This window comes from Ruania alkalisoli (assembly GCF_014960965.1).
In the GTDB taxonomy this organism is placed as follows: domain Bacteria; phylum Actinomycetota; class Actinomycetes; order Actinomycetales; family Beutenbergiaceae; genus Ruania; species Ruania alkalisoli.
Map to the genome: position 1 here is coordinate 1838849 of NZ_CP063169.1, position 15933 is coordinate 1854781.

At 68.5% G+C, this 15933-nt stretch carries 19 protein-coding genes; 15 read left to right on the top strand and 4 right to left on the bottom strand.

Translation table 11 applies throughout. The features are described 5' to 3' along the window. Positions 1-37 precede the first annotated feature (37 nt). The 5 genes from priA (at position 38) to rplT (ending at position 3055) form a co-directional block, all read left to right on the top strand. Positions 38-769, top strand: a complete 732-nt coding sequence (gene priA, locus IM660_RS08035; RefSeq protein WP_193498812.1) for a bifunctional 1-(5-phosphoribosyl)-5-((5-phosphoribosylamino)methylideneamino)imidazole-4-carboxamide isomerase/phosphoribosylanthranilate isomerase PriA — start codon at positions 38-40, stop codon at positions 767-769. Between the two features lie 92 nt (positions 770-861). Beyond that, positions 862-1515 carry an SseB family protein gene (locus IM660_RS08040; protein ID WP_246465213.1) on the top strand — a complete coding sequence of 218 codons (654 nt, stop codon included), beginning with the start codon at positions 862-864 and terminating at the stop codon, positions 1513-1515. A 359-nt stretch (positions 1516-1874) separates the two neighbouring features. Next, the gene (gene infC / locus IM660_RS08045) at positions 1875-2411 is read left to right on the top strand and encodes a translation initiation factor IF-3 (protein WP_246465214.1); all 537 of its coding nucleotides are present in this window, start codon (positions 1875-1877) and stop codon (positions 2409-2411) included. A 31-nt stretch (positions 2412-2442) separates the two neighbouring features. Further along, the gene (gene rpmI, locus IM660_RS08050) at positions 2443-2637 is read left to right on the top strand and encodes a 50S ribosomal protein L35 (RefSeq protein ID WP_193498813.1); all 195 of its coding nucleotides are present in this window, start codon (positions 2443-2445) and stop codon (positions 2635-2637) included. Between the two features lie 28 nt (positions 2638-2665). Further along, complete coding sequence (rplT, locus tag IM660_RS08055; protein ID WP_193498814.1) at positions 2666-3055, top strand: 50S ribosomal protein L20; 390 nt, start codon at positions 2666-2668, stop codon at positions 3053-3055. Positions 3056-3150: 95 nt separating this feature from the next. Here the strand turns inward: rplT and IM660_RS08060 are convergent, their stop codons facing one another. After that, positions 3151-3810 carry a hypothetical protein gene (locus IM660_RS08060; protein WP_193498815.1) on the bottom strand — a complete coding sequence of 220 codons (660 nt, stop codon included), beginning with the start codon at positions 3808-3810 and terminating at the stop codon, positions 3151-3153. Positions 3811-4058: 248 nt separating this feature from the next. Then, complete coding sequence (locus IM660_RS08065; RefSeq protein WP_193498816.1) at positions 4059-4211, bottom strand: hypothetical protein; 153 nt, start codon at positions 4209-4211, stop codon at positions 4059-4061. Between the two features lie 208 nt (positions 4212-4419). Here IM660_RS08065 and katG point away from each other — a divergent pair, with 208 nt between their 5' ends. From katG to IM660_RS08085, 4 genes are all read left to right on the top strand, one after another. Continuing rightward, positions 4420-6615: a catalase/peroxidase HPI gene (gene katG / locus IM660_RS08070; protein ID WP_193498817.1), complete on the top strand. Its 2196-nt coding sequence runs from the start codon at positions 4420-4422 to the stop codon at positions 6613-6615. Between the two features lie 198 nt (positions 6616-6813). Next, positions 6814-8352: an HNH endonuclease signature motif containing protein gene (locus IM660_RS08075; protein WP_193498818.1), complete on the top strand. Its 1539-nt coding sequence runs from the start codon at positions 6814-6816 to the stop codon at positions 8350-8352. Positions 8353-8410: 58 nt separating this feature from the next. Next, positions 8411-9298, top strand: a complete 888-nt coding sequence (locus IM660_RS08080) for a TrmH family RNA methyltransferase (RefSeq protein WP_425503870.1) — start codon at positions 8411-8413, stop codon at positions 9296-9298. Between the two features lie 21 nt (positions 9299-9319). Further along, a complete protein-coding gene (locus tag IM660_RS08085; protein WP_246465215.1) occupies positions 9320-9988 on the top strand; it encodes a nucleoside/nucleotide kinase family protein in 669 nt (222 codons plus the stop codon). Positions 9989-10212: 224 nt separating this feature from the next. Here the strand turns inward: IM660_RS08085 and IM660_RS08090 are convergent, their stop codons facing one another. Next, the gene (locus IM660_RS08090) at positions 10213-10719 is read right to left on the bottom strand and encodes a hypothetical protein (RefSeq protein WP_193498819.1); all 507 of its coding nucleotides are present in this window, start codon (positions 10717-10719) and stop codon (positions 10213-10215) included. Positions 10720-10755: 36 nt separating this feature from the next. Here IM660_RS08090 and IM660_RS08095 point away from each other — a divergent pair, with 36 nt between their 5' ends. From IM660_RS08095 to IM660_RS08120, 6 genes are all read left to right on the top strand, one after another. Continuing rightward, entirely contained in the window at positions 10756-11760 is a 1005-nt protein-coding gene (locus IM660_RS08095; protein WP_193498820.1) for a hypothetical protein, read from the top strand. Then, positions 11757-12377: an RNA 2',3'-cyclic phosphodiesterase gene (gene thpR, locus IM660_RS08100; RefSeq protein ID WP_193498821.1), complete on the top strand. Its 621-nt coding sequence runs from the start codon at positions 11757-11759 to the stop codon at positions 12375-12377. Before IM660_RS08095 ends, thpR begins: the two co-directional genes overlap by 4 nt. A gap of 120 nt (positions 12378-12497) precedes the next feature. Continuing rightward, entirely contained in the window at positions 12498-12833 is a 336-nt protein-coding gene (locus tag IM660_RS08105; RefSeq protein WP_193498822.1) for an ArsR/SmtB family transcription factor, read from the top strand. Then, positions 12826-13275 (top strand): SRPBCC family protein, encoded by a 450-nt coding sequence (locus IM660_RS08110; RefSeq protein ID WP_193498823.1) that lies wholly within the window; start codon positions 12826-12828, stop codon positions 13273-13275. Before IM660_RS08105 ends, IM660_RS08110 begins: the two co-directional genes overlap by 8 nt. 61 nt (positions 13276-13336) lie before the next feature. Then, a complete protein-coding gene (locus IM660_RS08115) occupies positions 13337-13699 on the top strand; it encodes a nuclear transport factor 2 family protein (RefSeq protein WP_193498824.1) in 363 nt (120 codons plus the stop codon). A 103-nt stretch (positions 13700-13802) separates the two neighbouring features. After that, the gene (locus IM660_RS08120) at positions 13803-14864 is read left to right on the top strand and encodes an ATP-dependent DNA ligase (RefSeq protein WP_193499299.1); all 1062 of its coding nucleotides are present in this window, start codon (positions 13803-13805) and stop codon (positions 14862-14864) included. A gap of 6 nt (positions 14865-14870) precedes the next feature. On the opposite strand, the gene ligD is transcribed toward IM660_RS08120, so the two are convergent. Further along, a complete protein-coding gene (ligD, locus tag IM660_RS08125; RefSeq protein WP_193498825.1) occupies positions 14871-15917 on the bottom strand; it encodes a non-homologous end-joining DNA ligase in 1047 nt (348 codons plus the stop codon). Between the last annotated feature and the right edge of the window lie 16 nt (positions 15918-15933).

Below are 15933 nucleotides of genomic sequence, written 5' to 3' on the forward strand. Positions count from 1 at the left end.
CACTCGAGACCGAACTCGCTGAGAAAGGCCACCACTCGTGACCACCCGTTTGCAGCTGCTTCCCGCCGTTGACGTCGCCGACGGCCAGGCCGTGCGCCTGGTCCAGGGCGAGGCCGGGTCCGAGACCCACTACGGCGCCCCGATGGACGCCGCGATGGCGTGGCAGTCCGATGGTGCGGAGTGGATCCACCTGGTCGACCTGGATGCGGCATTCGGGCGCGGGTCCAATGCCGAGTTGCTGGCCGAGGTGGTGGGAGCGCTGGATGTGGACGTCGAGCTCTCCGGCGGCATCCGCGATGACGACTCCCTCGAACGCGCACTGGCGACGGGATGCCGCCGCGTGAACCTCGGGACCGCGGCGCTGGAGAACCCGGAGTGGACAGCGGGCGCGATCGCCAGGCACGGCGACCGGATCGCCGTGGGTCTGGACGTGCGCGGTTCGACATTGGCCGCACGTGGCTGGACCCGCGAGGGCGGTGACCTGTGGGAGGTACTCGCGCGCCTGGATGCCGATGGCTGTTCGCGTTATGTGGTCACCGACGTGACCAAGGACGGCACCCTCAAGGGCCCGAACCTCGACCTGCTGCGGCAGGTCTGCGAGACCACTGACGCGCCCGTGGTCGCCTCCGGAGGCGTGTCGAGCCTCGCGGATCTGGAGGCACTGCGCACGCTTACCGACGCCGGAGTCGAAGGTGCGATCGTGGGCAAGGCGCTCTACGCCGGAGCTTTCACCCTCCCGCAGGCACTGGACGTGGCCGGGAGGCCGTGATCGACTCCCACGATTGCGACGGCGCACCGGCGCCTCAGCCGCCCGGGCGTGCGTTGCCACCCACCTCGCCGTACGCCGGTGACGATGGCAGCGTGCCCGGACCACTGGCAGCAGCACTCGGGGCCGACGCGGCGCACCGGCTGCCGGCCGTGGTCGCGGCGCTGGCTCAGGTCCGGGTGCTGGTGCCCGTGGTCGCCCAGGTGGAGGAGATGGCCGAACCCGGTGCCGACGGGATCGCGGGGGAGAAGTCGGCCTCGGCCGCGATGGTGACCGTGGCCGCTCCCGACGGTCGTTCGGCCATCCCGGTGTTCTCCAGCATGGCCGCGCTGGCGCGGTGGCGTCAGGACGCCCGGCCCATCCCGGTGGAAGCGCCACGGGCGGCGCTCGCGGCGGCCTCCGACGCCGACGGTTTGCTGGTGCTGGACCCGGGCGGACCGGACACGGTGCTGATCCCGCGGCCGGCGGTGTGGGCGCTGGCGCAACAGCGACCATGGACCCCGGCGAGCGAGGACCCCGAGGTGAGGGCCGCCGTCGAGAGGGTCGTGGAGGCCCTCCCTGAGGTGGCCGCGGTACGGGTCGAGCCCGGGCGTCAGGCCGAGATCCGGGTGGTGCTCGGCCTGCCCGCCGGGCTTGACCGGGGGCAGGTGGACCAGATCGTCGCGGCTGCCGGGCAGGTGCTCGCCGCGGACGAGACCGCCACCGACCGGGTGGACTCCTTCGAACTGCAGGTCCGGGCGTATCCGTGAGCGAGATCGCAGTCCCTGGCACTTCCGGCTGGTGCCGGAGTGCGTGCTATCCTGGACGCTGACCGATCGGTCTGGTGTGTTCCGCCTGAATGTGTAGGTGTGACAGAGCAGATCGATGTGCAAGCGGAGACACTCCCACCCTTGCTCGACTGGACCGGCTCAGGCCGGGACGACAGAGCCCGGGTTCAGGTCGAGGAACATCGTTCCTCCGTCGTACCCCCGGGTACGGCGTCACCTGTAGCCTCCGTGCGCACGTCGCCCGGAGGCTTTTTCATGGCGACGGTGAACTGACGTCCATCTCAGGTGAGGAGCACCACATCAGCGAGCCCCGTATCAACGATCGGATCCGCGTATCCGAGGTGCGTCTGGTCGGACCGGGCGGCGAGCAGGTCGGCGTCGTGCGGGTCGAGGACGCCCTCCGACTTGCGCAAGAGGCTGATCTCGACCTGGTCGAGGTCGCCCCGAACGCTCGTCCGCCCGTGTGCAAGCTCATGGATTTCGGCAAGTACAAGTACGAGGCCGACATGAAGGCGCGCGACGCGCGACGGAACCAGGCCAACACGGTCCTCAAGGAGATCCGGTTCCGGCTCAAGATCGACCCGCACGACTACGGCACCAAGAAGGGCCACGTCGAGCGGTTCCTCAAGGGCGGGGACAAGGTCAAGGTGATGATTATGTTCCGCGGCCGTGAGCAGTCTCGCCCGGAGATGGGCATGCGGCTGCTGCAGCGCCTGGCCGACGACGTGGCCGAGCTCGGTCACGTGGAGAGTGTGCCCCGCCAGGACGGGCGCAACATGACGATGGTGCTTGGTCCGAACAAGAAGAAGTCCGAGGCCCGTAACGAACAGCGTCGCCGTAAGGATCAGGACGCCGAGGACGCTGCCAGCGCAGGCTGACGCAGCCGTCCACAGAGAAGAAGAGGGAACGATGCCGAAGAACAAGACGAACTCCGGTGCCAAGAAGCGCTTCCGGCTCACCGGATCCGGGAAGGTCATGCGCCAGCGGGCCCGCCACGTCCACAAGTTCCAGGAGCGTCCGAAGCGTCAGTCGCGGCGGCTCGTGAACGACGTCGTGGTCGCCCCGGCCGACGCGAAGAACATCAAGAAGCTGCTCGGCAAGTAACGCCGACCCCCGACACAAGGAGTACGACGTGGCACGCGTCAAGCGGGCGGTCAACGCCCAGAAGAAGCGCCGGACAACCCTGGAGCGCGCGAGCGGCTACCGCGGGCAGCGCTCCCGGCTCTACCGCAAGGCCAAGGAGCAGGTCACTCACTCGCTGACCTATTCCTACCGGGACCGCCGGGCCAAGAAGGGCGACTTCCGTCGCCTGTGGATCCAGCGGATCAACGCTGCAGCGAGGGCTGAGGGCCTGACGTACAACCGCCTCATCCAGGGCCTCAAGGCCGCGGGTGTCGAGGTTGACCGTCGCGTGCTCGCCGACCTCGCCGTGAACGACTCCGTGGCGTTCAACGCCCTGGTCGCGCAGGCCAAGGCCGCGCTGCCGGAGGACGTCAACGCGCCGAAGACCCCGGCTGCCTGAAGCAGCTGATCAGCTCCGCTGATCACACTCACGACGGCGCCCCTTCCGTTCTGCGGAAGGGGCGCCGTCGTGCTGTGGTTCGGTGGACCCGATCGTCAGCCGGCGGTTCCTGCCCACGGATCGTCCGGGTCGACCTGACCGTGCATCACGGGCCGGATGACAGAGGCGACCGTCTCCCATTCCGCCTCGTCGATCTCCTCGCCTGGGCAGGAGAAGCGCAGGGCGAGCGTCTGGCTGGACTGCGAGCCGTCGTAGTGCTGGACGTTCGTCACCCGGGCCAGGCCGCGGACGGCCTGGTCATCTGTGGTCCAGTCGGAGCTGACGAACATCAGGGTGTGCGCCGGGTCGTTGCCCTCACCGGCACCGCTGGTGACCATCTCCAGGTCGGTCGCTTCCGGGGTGCCGGCGCCGTCGGTGCTGGCCACCGCCTGGACCTGCTCGATGGAGGCGGCACGCAGGTCGGGTGTGACGCCGTCGGCGGTCACACCGCGTGCGGCGAGGGTGCACCCGTCGTCGGCGATCAGAACGTTGCTCCAGTCGCTGGACAGATCCTGCACTACGCCGTCGCGCTCGTACCCGGGAGGCGCGTCCAAGACATGGAGCGAGAGGGTCTGCGGGTCGGCCCCGGTAGTACTGGACTCGTCCGAGTTCGGCAGCGGTGCGTCGTGACCAGATCCGGTCCCCGTGCACGCGACGAGCGTGAGCAGCACGACGGGTGTGAGCAGCCGGCTACGACTCACTGATCGTCTATGCATCTGAATGCTCCGCTCGCTTGGTGAAAGGGGCCAGGATCGCCCGCTGCCAGGGCGCCGACGGCACGATGGAACCTCATCATTTCTCCTGTGTTCGATGGTGCGCTGACACATATACATGTCCGGCACCGCACATCGAATGACAGGCGACCCACAATACGAGACTGCATGTCTACGTAGTGGACCGTGGTTAGCCTCCCGTCGGGACGCTGACGCACGCCGCGAGGTGGCGGGTGAATGCCTCCGGGCGGCTAGGGGCGCTGCCCTCGCGGCGGTTCGTGTCGCTGCGGTTCCGGGGTGCTCCGATTGCGCGCGAGCAGGATCACCGTCACCACTGTCACGCTGACGAGGACGACAGCACCCAGGGCGAGCAGGGCGATCCATAGGACCGAGCTGGCGACCATTGAGGTGCTCCTTCCGTCGCTCGCGGACTACGGTGACATCGCCATAGCGCGCCGTCAACGAACGGCAGATGACGGCTGGGTGGCCAGTTTGCCCAGGGGGCGTTGAGCGAGCCGAATGGACATGACGGGCTGTCGGGGGAAGCGCATAGGGTTGATCTGTCCGGCGGCTCCAGCCCGCCAGCCTGTGTCCCTGCCACGAGAGGTATCCATGCCCGAGAACGACACGATCACCGCCTGCCCCGTCGCACATGACGGTCTGCCGCACCCGACCGGGGGTGACCAGAACCGGCACTGGTGGCCGAATCGGCTCAACGTCAAGCTGCTCGCCAAGCACGCCGATGTCATCGACCCGATGGACGAGGGCTTCGACTACGCGACCGAGTTCTCCAGCCTCGACCTGGCGTCGGTCAAGGCGGACATCGCCGAGGTTCTCACCGACTCCAAGAGTTTCTGGCCGGCGGACTTCGGCCACTACGGCCCGCTGATGATCCGGATGGCCTGGCACTCGGCGGGTACCTACCGGGTGAGCGATGGCCGCGGTGGCGCGAGCCAGGGGCAGCAGCGGTTCGCGCCGCTGAATTCGTGGCCTGACAACGGCAACCTGGACAAGGCGCGCCGGGTGCTGTGGCCGGTGAAGAAGAAGTACGGCAAGAAGCTCTCCTGGGCGGATCTGATGATCCTCGCGGGGAACGTGGCGCTGGAGTCCATGGGGTTCAAGACGCTCGGGTTCGCGGGCGGTCGTGAGGACGTCTGGGAGCCCGAGGATGAGGCCTACTGGGGCACCGAGGTCGAGTGGCTGGGCAGCGACACGCGCATCACCACCGACACCGGTGAGCGGGTGCTGGACCGTTCGCTCGGTGCCACGCACATGGGCCTGATCTACGTGAACCCGGAGGGGCCGGAAGGGAAGCCGGACCCGGTGGCGGCCGCGCACGACATTCGCCTGACCTTCCGGCGGATGGCGATGACGGACGAGGAGACGGCCGCATTGATCGTCGGCGGCCACACCTTCGGCAAGACCCACGGTGCGCACCCCGACGACAAGCAGGGTCCAGAGCCGGAGGGTGCGCCGCTGGAGGCGCAGGGCCTGGGCTGGGCCAACGGGCACGGTACCGGGAAGGGTGCGGACAGCCTGACCTCCGGTATCGAGGTGACCTGGACCTCCACCCCGACCCGGTGGGGCCATGAGTTCCTGCAGAACCTCTACGGCTTCGAGTGGGAACTGACGCAGAGCCCCGCGGGCGCTTACCAATGGGTGGCCAAGGACGCTCCGGAGACGATCCCTGACGCTCACCGTGAGGGTGTCACGCACCGGCCCACGATGCTGACGACGGACCTGACCATGCGTATGGACCCGGGCTTCGAGCAGATCACCCGCCGGTGGCTGGACCACCCGGAGGAGCTCGCCGACGCTTTCGCCCGCGCCTGGTACAAGCTCACCCACCGCGACATGGGACCGATCCAGCGCTATCTCGGCCCTGAGGTACCGGAGGAGGTCTTCTCCTGGCAGGACCCGCTGCCCGAGCGCGGTGACTACACCCTCAGTGAGGCCGACGTCGCCACGCTGAAGGAGCAGATCCTGGCCACCGGTCAGCCGGCGTCGGCTCTGATCAAGGCCGCGTGGGCCTCGGCATCCACGCACCGCGTCAGCGACAAGCGCGGCGGGGCGAACGGCGCGCGTATCGCGCTGGAGCCGCAGAACGGCTGGGCCGTCAACGATCCGGCCGAGCTTGCTGGCGTGCTCGACGCCCTGCGCGGGGTGCAGGCGGGCTTCGGCTCGCACGTGTCGCTGGCGGACCTGGTGGTGCTCGGTGGCGTGGCAGCGATCGAGAAGGCGGCTGCAGACGCCGGTACTCCCGTGGCGGTGCCCTTCACCCCGGGCCGGGTGGATGCCACTCAGGAGCAGACCGACCTCGAGCAGTTCGGCTACCTCGAGCCGGTCACGGACGGCTTCCGTAACTGGGTCGGGCCCGACGCGGAGCTGCCGGCGGAGTATCACCTCATCGACCGCGCGAATCTGCTCTCACTCACTGCACCGGAGATGACAGTACTGGTGGGCGGACTGCGGGTGCTCGGCGCCACCACCGGTGGTACGTCCACCGGCGTGCTCACCGATCGCCCCGGTCAGCTCACCAACGACTTCTTCGTGAATCTGCTCGATCTGGACCGCAGCTGGAGGCCGGTCGACGGGGAGGGGCACACCGCCACCACGTTCCAGTGCTACGACGACGTCTCGGGCGCGTCGTTGTGGACTGGCAGCCGCGTGGATCTCGTGTTTGGTTCCAACTCGGAGCTGCGCGCCCTGGCCGAGGTCTATGCGGCTGACGATGCGCAGGAGAAGTTCGTCCGTGACTTCGTCGCAGCATGGTCCAAGGTCATGGACCTGGACCGCTACGACGTCTGACCTTCGCGGGTCCTCACGGCGCTCCACGACGGCGTCCCATCCGCACGGCGGGTGGGGCGCCGTTCTCGTGTGGATCCGCGGGTGTGCCTTTCGCCGCCTGGAGGGCCCGAGGTCACGCACCGCGGGGGCCAGGCGACCCAGGTACGGCTTGACCAAGTCGAACAGACGTTCCATACTGGTCTCCACGGAGGGAGCCTCATGACGCAGACGATGGAGCCGCAGCGAACGGCCCTGTCGGCCCTGTCGCGCCTGGAGGCTCTCGTCAGTGAGGCGCGAGAACTTGCTCAGGCGGACCTGCTGGATGAGGTGGATTCGTTCGACCTGCCGCGGATGGTGAACCTGGTGGAGGAACTCGGCCGGGTGCAGGAGGCGCTGTCGGTGAACGCTGCGCGGACGATGGAGGCCGACGGCGGATGGGCGCTCAGTGGCGCGCGCACCTTCTCCTCGTGGTGGGCGATGCGGACGGGACGCCACCAGGTCAGCGCCCGCCAGGAGGTGAAGGTCGCACGGGACGTGCGTGATGACCTGCCCGCATCGGGCCGGGCGTTGGCGGCGGGAGAGATCAGTGGTGATCACCTGCAGGCGTTGTCACGTCACGCCACGCGGACGCAGCAGCTGCGCGACCAATTGCGGGATGCCGAGCTGGGAGAGGAGTTCTTGCTCACCCACGCCCGGAAGATGGATGCGACGGCGTTCGTGAAGGTCGTCAAGGCCTGGGCCGTGGCTGCTGATCCCGAGGCGGCGGACCGGGAATGGGTGGAGGACTCAGCGACCGAGCACATGTTTCTCTCGCGCACCATGGGTGGTTGGGCGTACCGAGGCTGGCTGGGAGACGTCAGCGGCGCGGTGCTTGATGAGATGCTCACTGCTCGGATGGGTGTACCGGCGGCCGGGGATGAGCGCAGGCCGTCGCAACGACGAGCGGCCGCGCTGGTCGACGTAGCGCGGGAGATGCTGGACTCAGGGCAGCTGGCACCAGGGGCTCGGGTGCGTCCGCAGATCGCAGTGACCGTGCCGATCGACACGCTGGAACGGCTGATCGAAGCAACCAATCCTGCACGGGCCGCTACGTCGCCCGTGCCGGGCCTGGACCCAGGACCCCGTGCCTCGGTCGGCGGTGCGGTGAGCAGCGGCTCGGGCATCAGCACGTGGCGCGGGTCGGACACCTCCCACGTGGGCTCAGTGGGGACAGGCAACGCAGACGCCGGCACCGATGGCGTCGGAGTACGAGTCGGAGCGGTCCACGGGGGAACGCGAGGGGACAGCGGCGACCCGTTGGAGGGTGTCGTGATCCGCACGATCCTCGATCCGGAGGTGATGCGTGGTGCTGAGCCGGCTTCGCTGGCCGATCAGACTCCGATCCCGCCGGCGTTGCTGGCGAGGCTGGTCTGTGAGAGTGAGTTCCACCGGGTGATCTTCGGTCCGGAGTCGGAAGTGCTCGATGCGGGCCGGGCGAGGCGGCTGTTCTCGCGAGGTCAGACGCGGGCGGTGATCGCACGAGATCGGAAGTGTCAGTATCCCGGGTGTCATGCACCGCCAGGGCGGGGAGAGATCCACCATTCGATCTGGTGGTACGAGCAGAACGGGCCGACCGACACCAAGCATGGTGTGTTGTTGTGCTGGCATCATCATGACTGGGTCCATCAGATGAGCATCACGATCGAGCGTCGTGAGGGTCGATGGCGCTTCTACCGGCCGAGCGGGGCCGAAGTCACAGTGCGCCCGATCGCTGCGTGACGTGGCTGGCGCTGTGCGGATTGGCCACGGCTTCCATCCCCACGGGATACTGGCGCGTGTGACCGCCGACGTGACCAACCCCAAGTCTGACCGGGTGCGTGCCGTACGGGCGCTGGCGCAGGCGTCCGTTCGCGCGCGGCGCGGACAGTTCCTGGTCGAGGGGCCGCAAGGGGTACGTGAGGCTGTGCGCTTCGCGCCCGAGCAGGTGCGTGACCTCTACTTGACCGTCGATGCTGCTCAGCGGTACCCGGAGATCACCGATGCCGCTGAGTCGGTGAGTTTGCACACTCATCTCGCCGCGCCCGAGGTGCTCGCCGCTATGAGCGACGACGCCCAAGGCGTCGTGGCCGTCCTCCGCCACCGCGCCGTCGGCACCGACGAGGTCATCGCAGCGCGCCCGCAGCTCGTGGCACTGCTGCACCACGTGCGCGACCCAGGCAACGCGGGCACCGTGATCCGGGCCGCCGACGCCGCCGGTGCCGACGCCTGCGTACTCACTCACGGCAGTGTCGATGTGCACAACCCGAAGGTCGTGCGATCCACCGTGGGATCACTCTTCCACCTGCCCACAGCCACGGGCGCCGACCTCGCAGAGACGATCGCTCTCGCTCGGGAGGCAGGTCTGCAGGTTCTCGCCGCTGACGGTTCCGGTGACCACGACCTGGACCAGCTCGCTGATGCTGCGGAGGTCACCGTGGCCGGCGGCGCTGCCCAGGCCGGCGATGCCACTGGTGCTGCCGACTCCACTGAAGGTCCCCATCTCGCCCGGCCGACACTGTGGATCTTCGGCAACGAGGCGCACGGTCTGGCAGGCCATGAGCGCGACCTGGCCGATGCCGTCGTCCGTATCCCGATCCACGGGCACGCCGAGTCCCTCAACCTCGCCATGGCAGCCACCCTGTGCCTGTATGCCTCCGCTCGCGCTCAGCGGCACGCCCACCGTTGAATCCACCCCACAGGAACTCGTGTGTCCCTTCAGCTCGCCGCGGCCCCGAGCCGAGTGTCCAGCCTCACCGAACGGCTCCTGGAACGGGCGCTCGCCCGGGATACGCGAATCATCGTTGGGATCGTCGGCGCCCCCGGTTCCGGGAAGTCCACCCTCACCGATGCCCTCCAACGTGAGCTTGATGTGCATGGGATGAGCTCCGCCGTCGTTGGCATGGACGGCTTCCACCTCGCCCAGGCTGAGCTCGAACGCCTCGGACGGGCCGACCGCAAAGGCGCCATCGACACCTTTGACGCCCACGGCTACGTAGCGCTGCTGCGCCGGCTGCGGGACCAGGGGCCCGGTGATGGGGTGATCTACGCCCCGCGCTACGTACGGGGCTCGATCGAGGAGCCGATCGGCAGCGCCGTCCCCGTGGCGCCGGATGTGCGGGTGGTGCTCACCGAGGGCAACTACCTGCTCGCAGACACCGTGCCTTGGGACGAGGTGAGCCGGATCGTGGACGAGACATGGTTCCTGGCCGCCGATCCAGCGAGCCGGCGTGTACGGTTGCTCGCACGCCACCTGGCCAACGGCAAGACCATGGAGCGAGCGCTCGCCTTCACCGACGGTTCCGACGCCCGCAACGCCGAGCTCATCGAGTCCACCGCCGCGCGCGCGGACGTGCAGGTGGCCTGGCAGGAGGAATGATCTCGTAGCGGCGAGCGCGCTGCGGGGAAGACTTCTCGTCAGATCCCCAGGATCAGCTTCGCGATCGAGAAGTACGGCACCTACCCGGTGTCGACGAAGGTGGAGATGAACGGGGCCGAGACGATCGCCGGGTCGATCCGGCTACCCACCCGGCCTGCGCTATCCCCACCCCGCGAGCCTGCGCCGCCGGCGCTGCAGCCCGTCGGGGCTAGGCCGTGGCTCGCTCATCGCTGCCCCTCCGAACGATCCGGTTCACGGCCTTCACGGACGTCGTTCATCAACTGTGGGGTGCGGCGCTGACCCACACCAGACAGCCACTGCGACGCCGGGTAGGCCAACCGGATGACGTAGTAGTTCAGGTGCTCGATCACCGCGAACAGCCACAGGCCGGCACCCAGCACCGCGGTGCCGATTGTCGATGCGTGCCAGACCAGCACCCCGAGACTGACAGCCAGCACGATTGGATTGATCCACCGCAACGCGGAGTAGGCACCGGCCAGCGCCGGCGGCATCACCCTGACCCCCATCCAGTGGCGTGCGAGCAACCAATAGAACCCTGCCTGCACCAGGATCAGCAGCAGCGGGGTCAACGCCGCACCGAGAGCGAGTTGCTCGTCCCCGGTGAACCGGTCCCGTAGGAGCAGGTAGGCGACGGCGAACGCCGCCGACGCGGCCAGCTCACCCGTGCCCAGGCGCAGGTAGGTGGCGCGGCGGTCGTCGAGGGAACGCACCCGATCAGCCTACGGCCGCCGGGTAGGCTCGGATGGATGAAACGATCCCGGTCTCGTGCGCGATCCCGGGCGTGGGTCGCGACGGCGATCCTCACGGTCGGAGGCATGCTTGCCAGCGGGGCTCCGCCGGCGCACGCGAGCACCGGCGGCTTGGCGCACGCCCTTGCTGTGGACGCCGTCGTGGCAGACCTCGAGTGGGACGTCAGGGTCGACGGGGCGGCTGGCGCCCTGTCCGGGCTCGTCGACATACTCACCGGTGAGGCCGCTGTCGACGGGGTCGAGGTGCGCGGGGTGGAGGCGCAGACCCCGACGAGCCCCGAGGGTACCGACGGTGAGGCGGTCGGACCCTACGCGATCGGCAGTGTCCTCACGTTCAGGCAGGTCAACTCCCACACGGCGCGAGTGGAGGATGCCGAGCTCAGCGCACGCTCCGCCGTCGAGGGCGGAAGCGTGGACGTACTCGGGACGCGGGTACTGGACATCGGCACAATCTCGGCCGCCGTGGCGCTCGCACCTGAGGGCGAGGCGCATATCGATCGGCAGGTGAGCGGCCTGGAGGTGTTCGGGGAGCGGGTGGGAGCCGATCCGCAGGTCGACACGACGCGAGAACTGACCAGCTCCGACGTCCTGGACGCACTCACCGCGCAGTTTCCCGGGCTGGCCGCTGCCGCGGACCTGGTGGGAGCCGCCGTGAGCGGCGGCGGAGCGATCGAGGTGGTGGCCACCGGTCGTGACGACCAGAGCGCCGACGGTGCGAGTGCGGTCGGCCTGCATCTGGCGGTGAGCACGAATGCGAGCCTGACCCTGTGCCTGCCGGACGGTTCCGGCGGCTGCACCGGGAGCGTGACCGTGACCGCCGCCGCCACCGTGCTGGACGCCACCTTCGCTCAGGTCCGGGTGGAACGCCCGGAGGCACTGCCCGGCGTCCCCGTCTGGCAGATCGTGGTCGGCGCCGCGGCCACACTCGTCCTGGTGGGCCTGGTCGTGTGGGCGATCAGGGAGAGCGTGCGGATTCGGCGGCGGGAGGAGGAGGAACGATGAGGCTCTTCGCGGCGCTGTGGCCACCTGAGCACGTCCTCGACCATCTCGAGGCGGCGCTCTCCGGTGTGATGGGGCCCGCACACTCGGGCCCGCCCGCCCTGCGACGCGTCCCGCGAGAGAACCTGCACATCACTCTTGCGTTCTACGGCGAGATTCCCGACGGCGCAGCCTCCGACGTCCGCGAGGCCCTCGCCGAGGAGGCCACCACGACGGCGCCCCTGCACCTGCGGCTGTCCGGTTCCGGTTCGTTCAGCGAGCGGTCGTTGTGGATCGGGCTGGCGGGGGAGGTGCCCGCACTGACCGAGCTCATGGGCGCATGTGCCCGGGCTCCCTACCTGACCGAGGAGGGAGGCTCCCGGCGCCCGCGGCCGCACCTGACCGTCGCACGGTCTTCCAGGCGGGCTGCTCCTGGAGGACCTGCGGGGCGATCTCGGCGCCGAGGCGACCGGGAGGCCCTGGGGCCCTCGGCGATGGCAACCGCTGCCCGGGCGCTCGCGGTGTACCGCGGACCGGACTGGGTGGCCGAGGAGATCGCGCTCGTCGCCTCGTACCTCGGAGGGGGTCCGGGAGGCGCACCCCGGTACGAGGTGCTCGACTCGCTCGAGCTGGGTCGGTAGCGCGCGGCGATGGTGCCATTGCGGTAGTGGGTATGACGCGTGCGATCACACCGAGATACTCATGATCTTGAGTACAAGCGATGATTTGTATTATCGTGACGGTACACACAGGAGGTCGCGATGGGTGCAGCACCAGATCCTCGGCTCGACGGCGCGCTTCGTGCCCTGGCCGACGCCAATCGCCGCACCATTCTGGACTCGATCCGCGCTCATCCCCGAGCGGTCGGCGCTATCGCCGATGCCGTCGGACTCTCGCAGCAGACGACATCGCATCATCTCGGCGTGCTCCGTGAGGCCGGCCTGGCGTCGGTTCAGAGGGAGGGCACCAGGCATCTGTACGTGGTGAGCACCGACGGATTGGCCGCGGTGAAGTCGTACCTGGACGACTTCTGGCCGCAGCAGCTGTCTGCGCTCAAGGCAGCCGTCGAGGGGCGTGGGGAGGCTCCGCGTGGCTGAGTACCAGACGTCCATCGATATCGCGGCTCCGCCCGATGTCGTGTACGACTACCTGACCACGGCCGATGGGGTGACGGCGTGGATGGGGGAGCATGCCGAACTCGATCCGCGCCCCGATGGAATGTTCGCGGTCGACATCGCCGGCTATCCGATCCGTGGTCGCTACCTGCACGTCGAACGACCCACCCGGGTGATGGTCTCCTGGGGCGTCGCCGGTAGTGAGGATCTTCCCTCCGGGGCGTCCACAGTCGACTTCCGGCTCACCCGGATCGATGGCGGAACCAGAGTGGATCTGACACATTCCGATCTTCCCGATGCGCAACTGCCCGGACACGCTGATGGGTGGCAGCACTTCCTGACGCGGCTGGCGATCGTCGTCCCTGGCGGTGATCCCGGTCCGGACTTGTGGCGTCCGCTGCCCGAGCGAACCTCACATGGGTGACCGAAGAGCCACCCGTGCCACCTGTGCATCACCAACCGAACGTCGAACGAGGGAGGATCTCATGACCCGCACCGATGCTGAGCTCATCGTGGATGAGTACCACCGCGCCTGGACCAGTGGCGATGTCGAGCGCGCGATGACGTACGTGGCAGACGACATCGTCTGCCGTGCGCCGGGCGCCGACCTCACGGGCAAGGAAGCGTACGGTGATTTCATCGCCGGATTCGCGCCCTCGCTCGTGGGAATCGCCGACATCGCAACGTTCGCCGACGGCGACCGGGTCGCGCTGTTCTACTACCCTCAGACTGCGACAACCACGACTGCCCCGGCGGCGGAGTGCTTCACCATCCGCGCAGGGAAGATCGCCGAGAGCGTGCTGCTGTTCGATCGGCTCTCGTTCGGCCCACCGGAGGGCCGGCGATGACGAGCTGACCGCCCGGCTCTCTGGCCAGACGGTGGCTGGACGGACGACAGCGCCACGACCCGAGCGCGATGCGCTCGAACACGGCAGACTGACTCAGGTGCCGATCTCGTTGCCCATCCAGTTGCCCATCACGCCGATGCTCGCCAAAGCGGCTCAGGCCGTACCCGCCGCCGATGCCGTGGAGGGGGGCTACACCTACGAACCCAAGTGGGACGGGTTCCGCGGGATCCTCCTGCGCGACGGCGGCGACATCGAGATCGCCTCGCGGGGGTCGAAGCCACTGACCAGGTACTTTCCGGAACTGGTCGAGGCGATCCGTGAGCATCTGCCGCCTCGGTGCGCTATCGACGGGGAGATCGTGGTGCGTTCCGGGGAGCCGGGCTCACAACGCCTGGACTGGGAGGCGCTGTCACAGCGCATTCATCCGGCCGAGTCCCGGGTGAAGCGGCTCGCGGCCGAGACCCCGGCGGAGTTCGTCGCCTTCGACCTGCTCGCGGTCGACGACGAGGACCTGATGGGAACGACGTTCGCGCAGCGGCGTGCCCGGCTGGAAGACGTGCTGGCCGATCTTGCCGAGGACGCCCCGATCCACCTGACCCGCGTCACCGACGACGACGCCGTGGCCCAGGACTGGTTCGAACGGTTCGAGGGTGCTGGCCTGGACGGGGTGATCGCCAAGCCGAACCGGTCCGTCTACGAACCCGGCAAGCGGACCATGATCAAGGTCAAGCACTCCCGCACCGCTGAGGCTGTTGTCGTCGGATACCGGGTGCACAAGTCCGGTCGGGGTGTGGGTTCGCTGCTCCTCGGGCTCTACACCGAGGACGGTCAGCTGATCAATGTCGGTGGCATCGCGGCGTTCACCAACGCACGCCGGCTGGAGCTGGTGGACGAACTCGAACCCTTCGTCGAGCGAGACGACGCCGGTGACGCCGTGCGGGCAGAGACGGACCGTTCCCGATTCAGCGCGAGCAAGGACGTCAGTTTCGTACGTCTGCGACCGGAGCGGGTGGTGGAGGTCAAATTCGACCAGCTCGAAGGCCACCGGTTCCGGCACGCCGTGACCTTCCTACGGTGGCGCCCGGACCGGGAATCCACGTCCTGCACGCTGGATCAAGTGGACCGGGCTGTGGCCTACGACCTGGGAGACGTGCTCACCCGGTAGGGGCGGCTACTCCTCGACCCTGTTCCCGCGCTCGTCCCAGTGCTCGGCGACCTTCTTGCTCGGCTGCACTCGTGGCGGCTCGCCCGGCATCTTCGGATACTCCGGAGGGAACGGCATCTCGCCCAACCCGCTGGCGACGTCCTGCTCCCACATCCGCAGGGCCGGGCCAAGATCCCCGACGGCGTCGTCCAGTCCCGCCCAGGCGTCGCCCTGGTCGTCCAGCAGCCCGGGTACCGTGCGCACCGTGAAGTCCTCGATGGCGATGCTCTCCAGGTCCTCCCAGCGCACCGGCATCGAGACCGGCGCGCCCTCCAGTGGGCGGGGGGAGTAGGCGGAAGCGATCGTGCGGTCGCGGTTCGCTTGGTTGAAGTCGACGAAGATCTTCTCGCCGCGCTCTTCCTTCCACCAGGCGGTGGTCACCAGTTCCGGGAGCCGGCGCTCCAGCTCGCGCGCGATGGCGATCACGCCGTGGCGCACGTCGAGGAACTCGTGTTCGGGGGCGATCCGGGCGTACACGTGCAATCCGCGACTGCCGGAGGTCTTCACCCACGGGGTGATGCCGATCTCGCGCAACAGGTCGCCGAGCGCCTGCGCTGCCGTGACGATGTCAGCGAAGGTCCGTCCAGGCTGGGGGTCAAGGTCGATACGTAGCTCGTCCGGGTTGTCCGTGTTGGCCGTGCGCACCGGCCACGGGTGGAACGTGATGGTGTTCATCTGCACCGCCCACACGGCCGTGGCGATCTCGTCCACCACCAGTTGGGGGTGCTTGCGGCCCGACGGATAGGTGCACATCACGGTGCGGGTGTAGTCCGGCACACCACGCGGCGGGTTCTTGGAGAAGAACTCCTCACCGCCCACCCCCTGCGGGAACCGCTGCAGGGTGACCGGGCGATCGCCGAGGGCGCGCAGCATCGGTTCGCCCACCGCGGCCACGTACGAGGCGAGGTCCCACTTGGTGATCCCGGGCCAGATCTCGCGATCGGGACTGGAGATGCGAACGTCGCGGTCGCCGTCGGGGGAGGGGACGGTCAGCATCTGCGCACTGCTTGCCATGGTTCGACCCTAGCCA

Bases quoted from the DNA above. Each gene is read 5' to 3' on its own strand.
- rpmI (WP_193498813.1), top strand. From the start codon at position 2,443: ATGCCGAAGAACAAGACGAACTCCGGTGCCAAGAAGCGCTTCCGGCTC.
- IM660_RS08060 (WP_193498815.1), bottom strand. From the start codon at position 3,810: ATGCATAGACGATCAGTGAGTCGTAGCCGGCTGCTCACACCCGTCGTG.
- IM660_RS08065 (WP_193498816.1), bottom strand. From the start codon at position 4,211: ATGGTCGCCAGCTCGGTCCTATGGATCGCCCTGCTCGCCCTGGGTGCT.
- katG (WP_193498817.1), top strand. From the start codon at position 4,420: ATGCCCGAGAACGACACGATCACCGCCTGCCCCGTCGCACATGACGGT.
- IM660_RS08075 (WP_193498818.1), top strand. From the start codon at position 6,814: ATGACGCAGACGATGGAGCCGCAGCGAACGGCCCTGTCGGCCCTGTCG.
- IM660_RS08095 (WP_193498820.1), top strand. From the start codon at position 10,756: ATGAAACGATCCCGGTCTCGTGCGCGATCCCGGGCGTGGGTCGCGACG.
- thpR (WP_193498821.1), top strand. From the start codon at position 11,757: ATGAGGCTCTTCGCGGCGCTGTGGCCACCTGAGCACGTCCTCGACCAT.
- IM660_RS08105 (WP_193498822.1), top strand. From the start codon at position 12,498: ATGGGTGCAGCACCAGATCCTCGGCTCGACGGCGCGCTTCGTGCCCTG.
- IM660_RS08115 (WP_193498824.1), top strand. From the start codon at position 13,337: ATGACCCGCACCGATGCTGAGCTCATCGTGGATGAGTACCACCGCGCC.
- ligD (WP_193498825.1), bottom strand. From the start codon at position 15,917: ATGGCAAGCAGTGCGCAGATGCTGACCGTCCCCTCCCCCGACGGCGAC.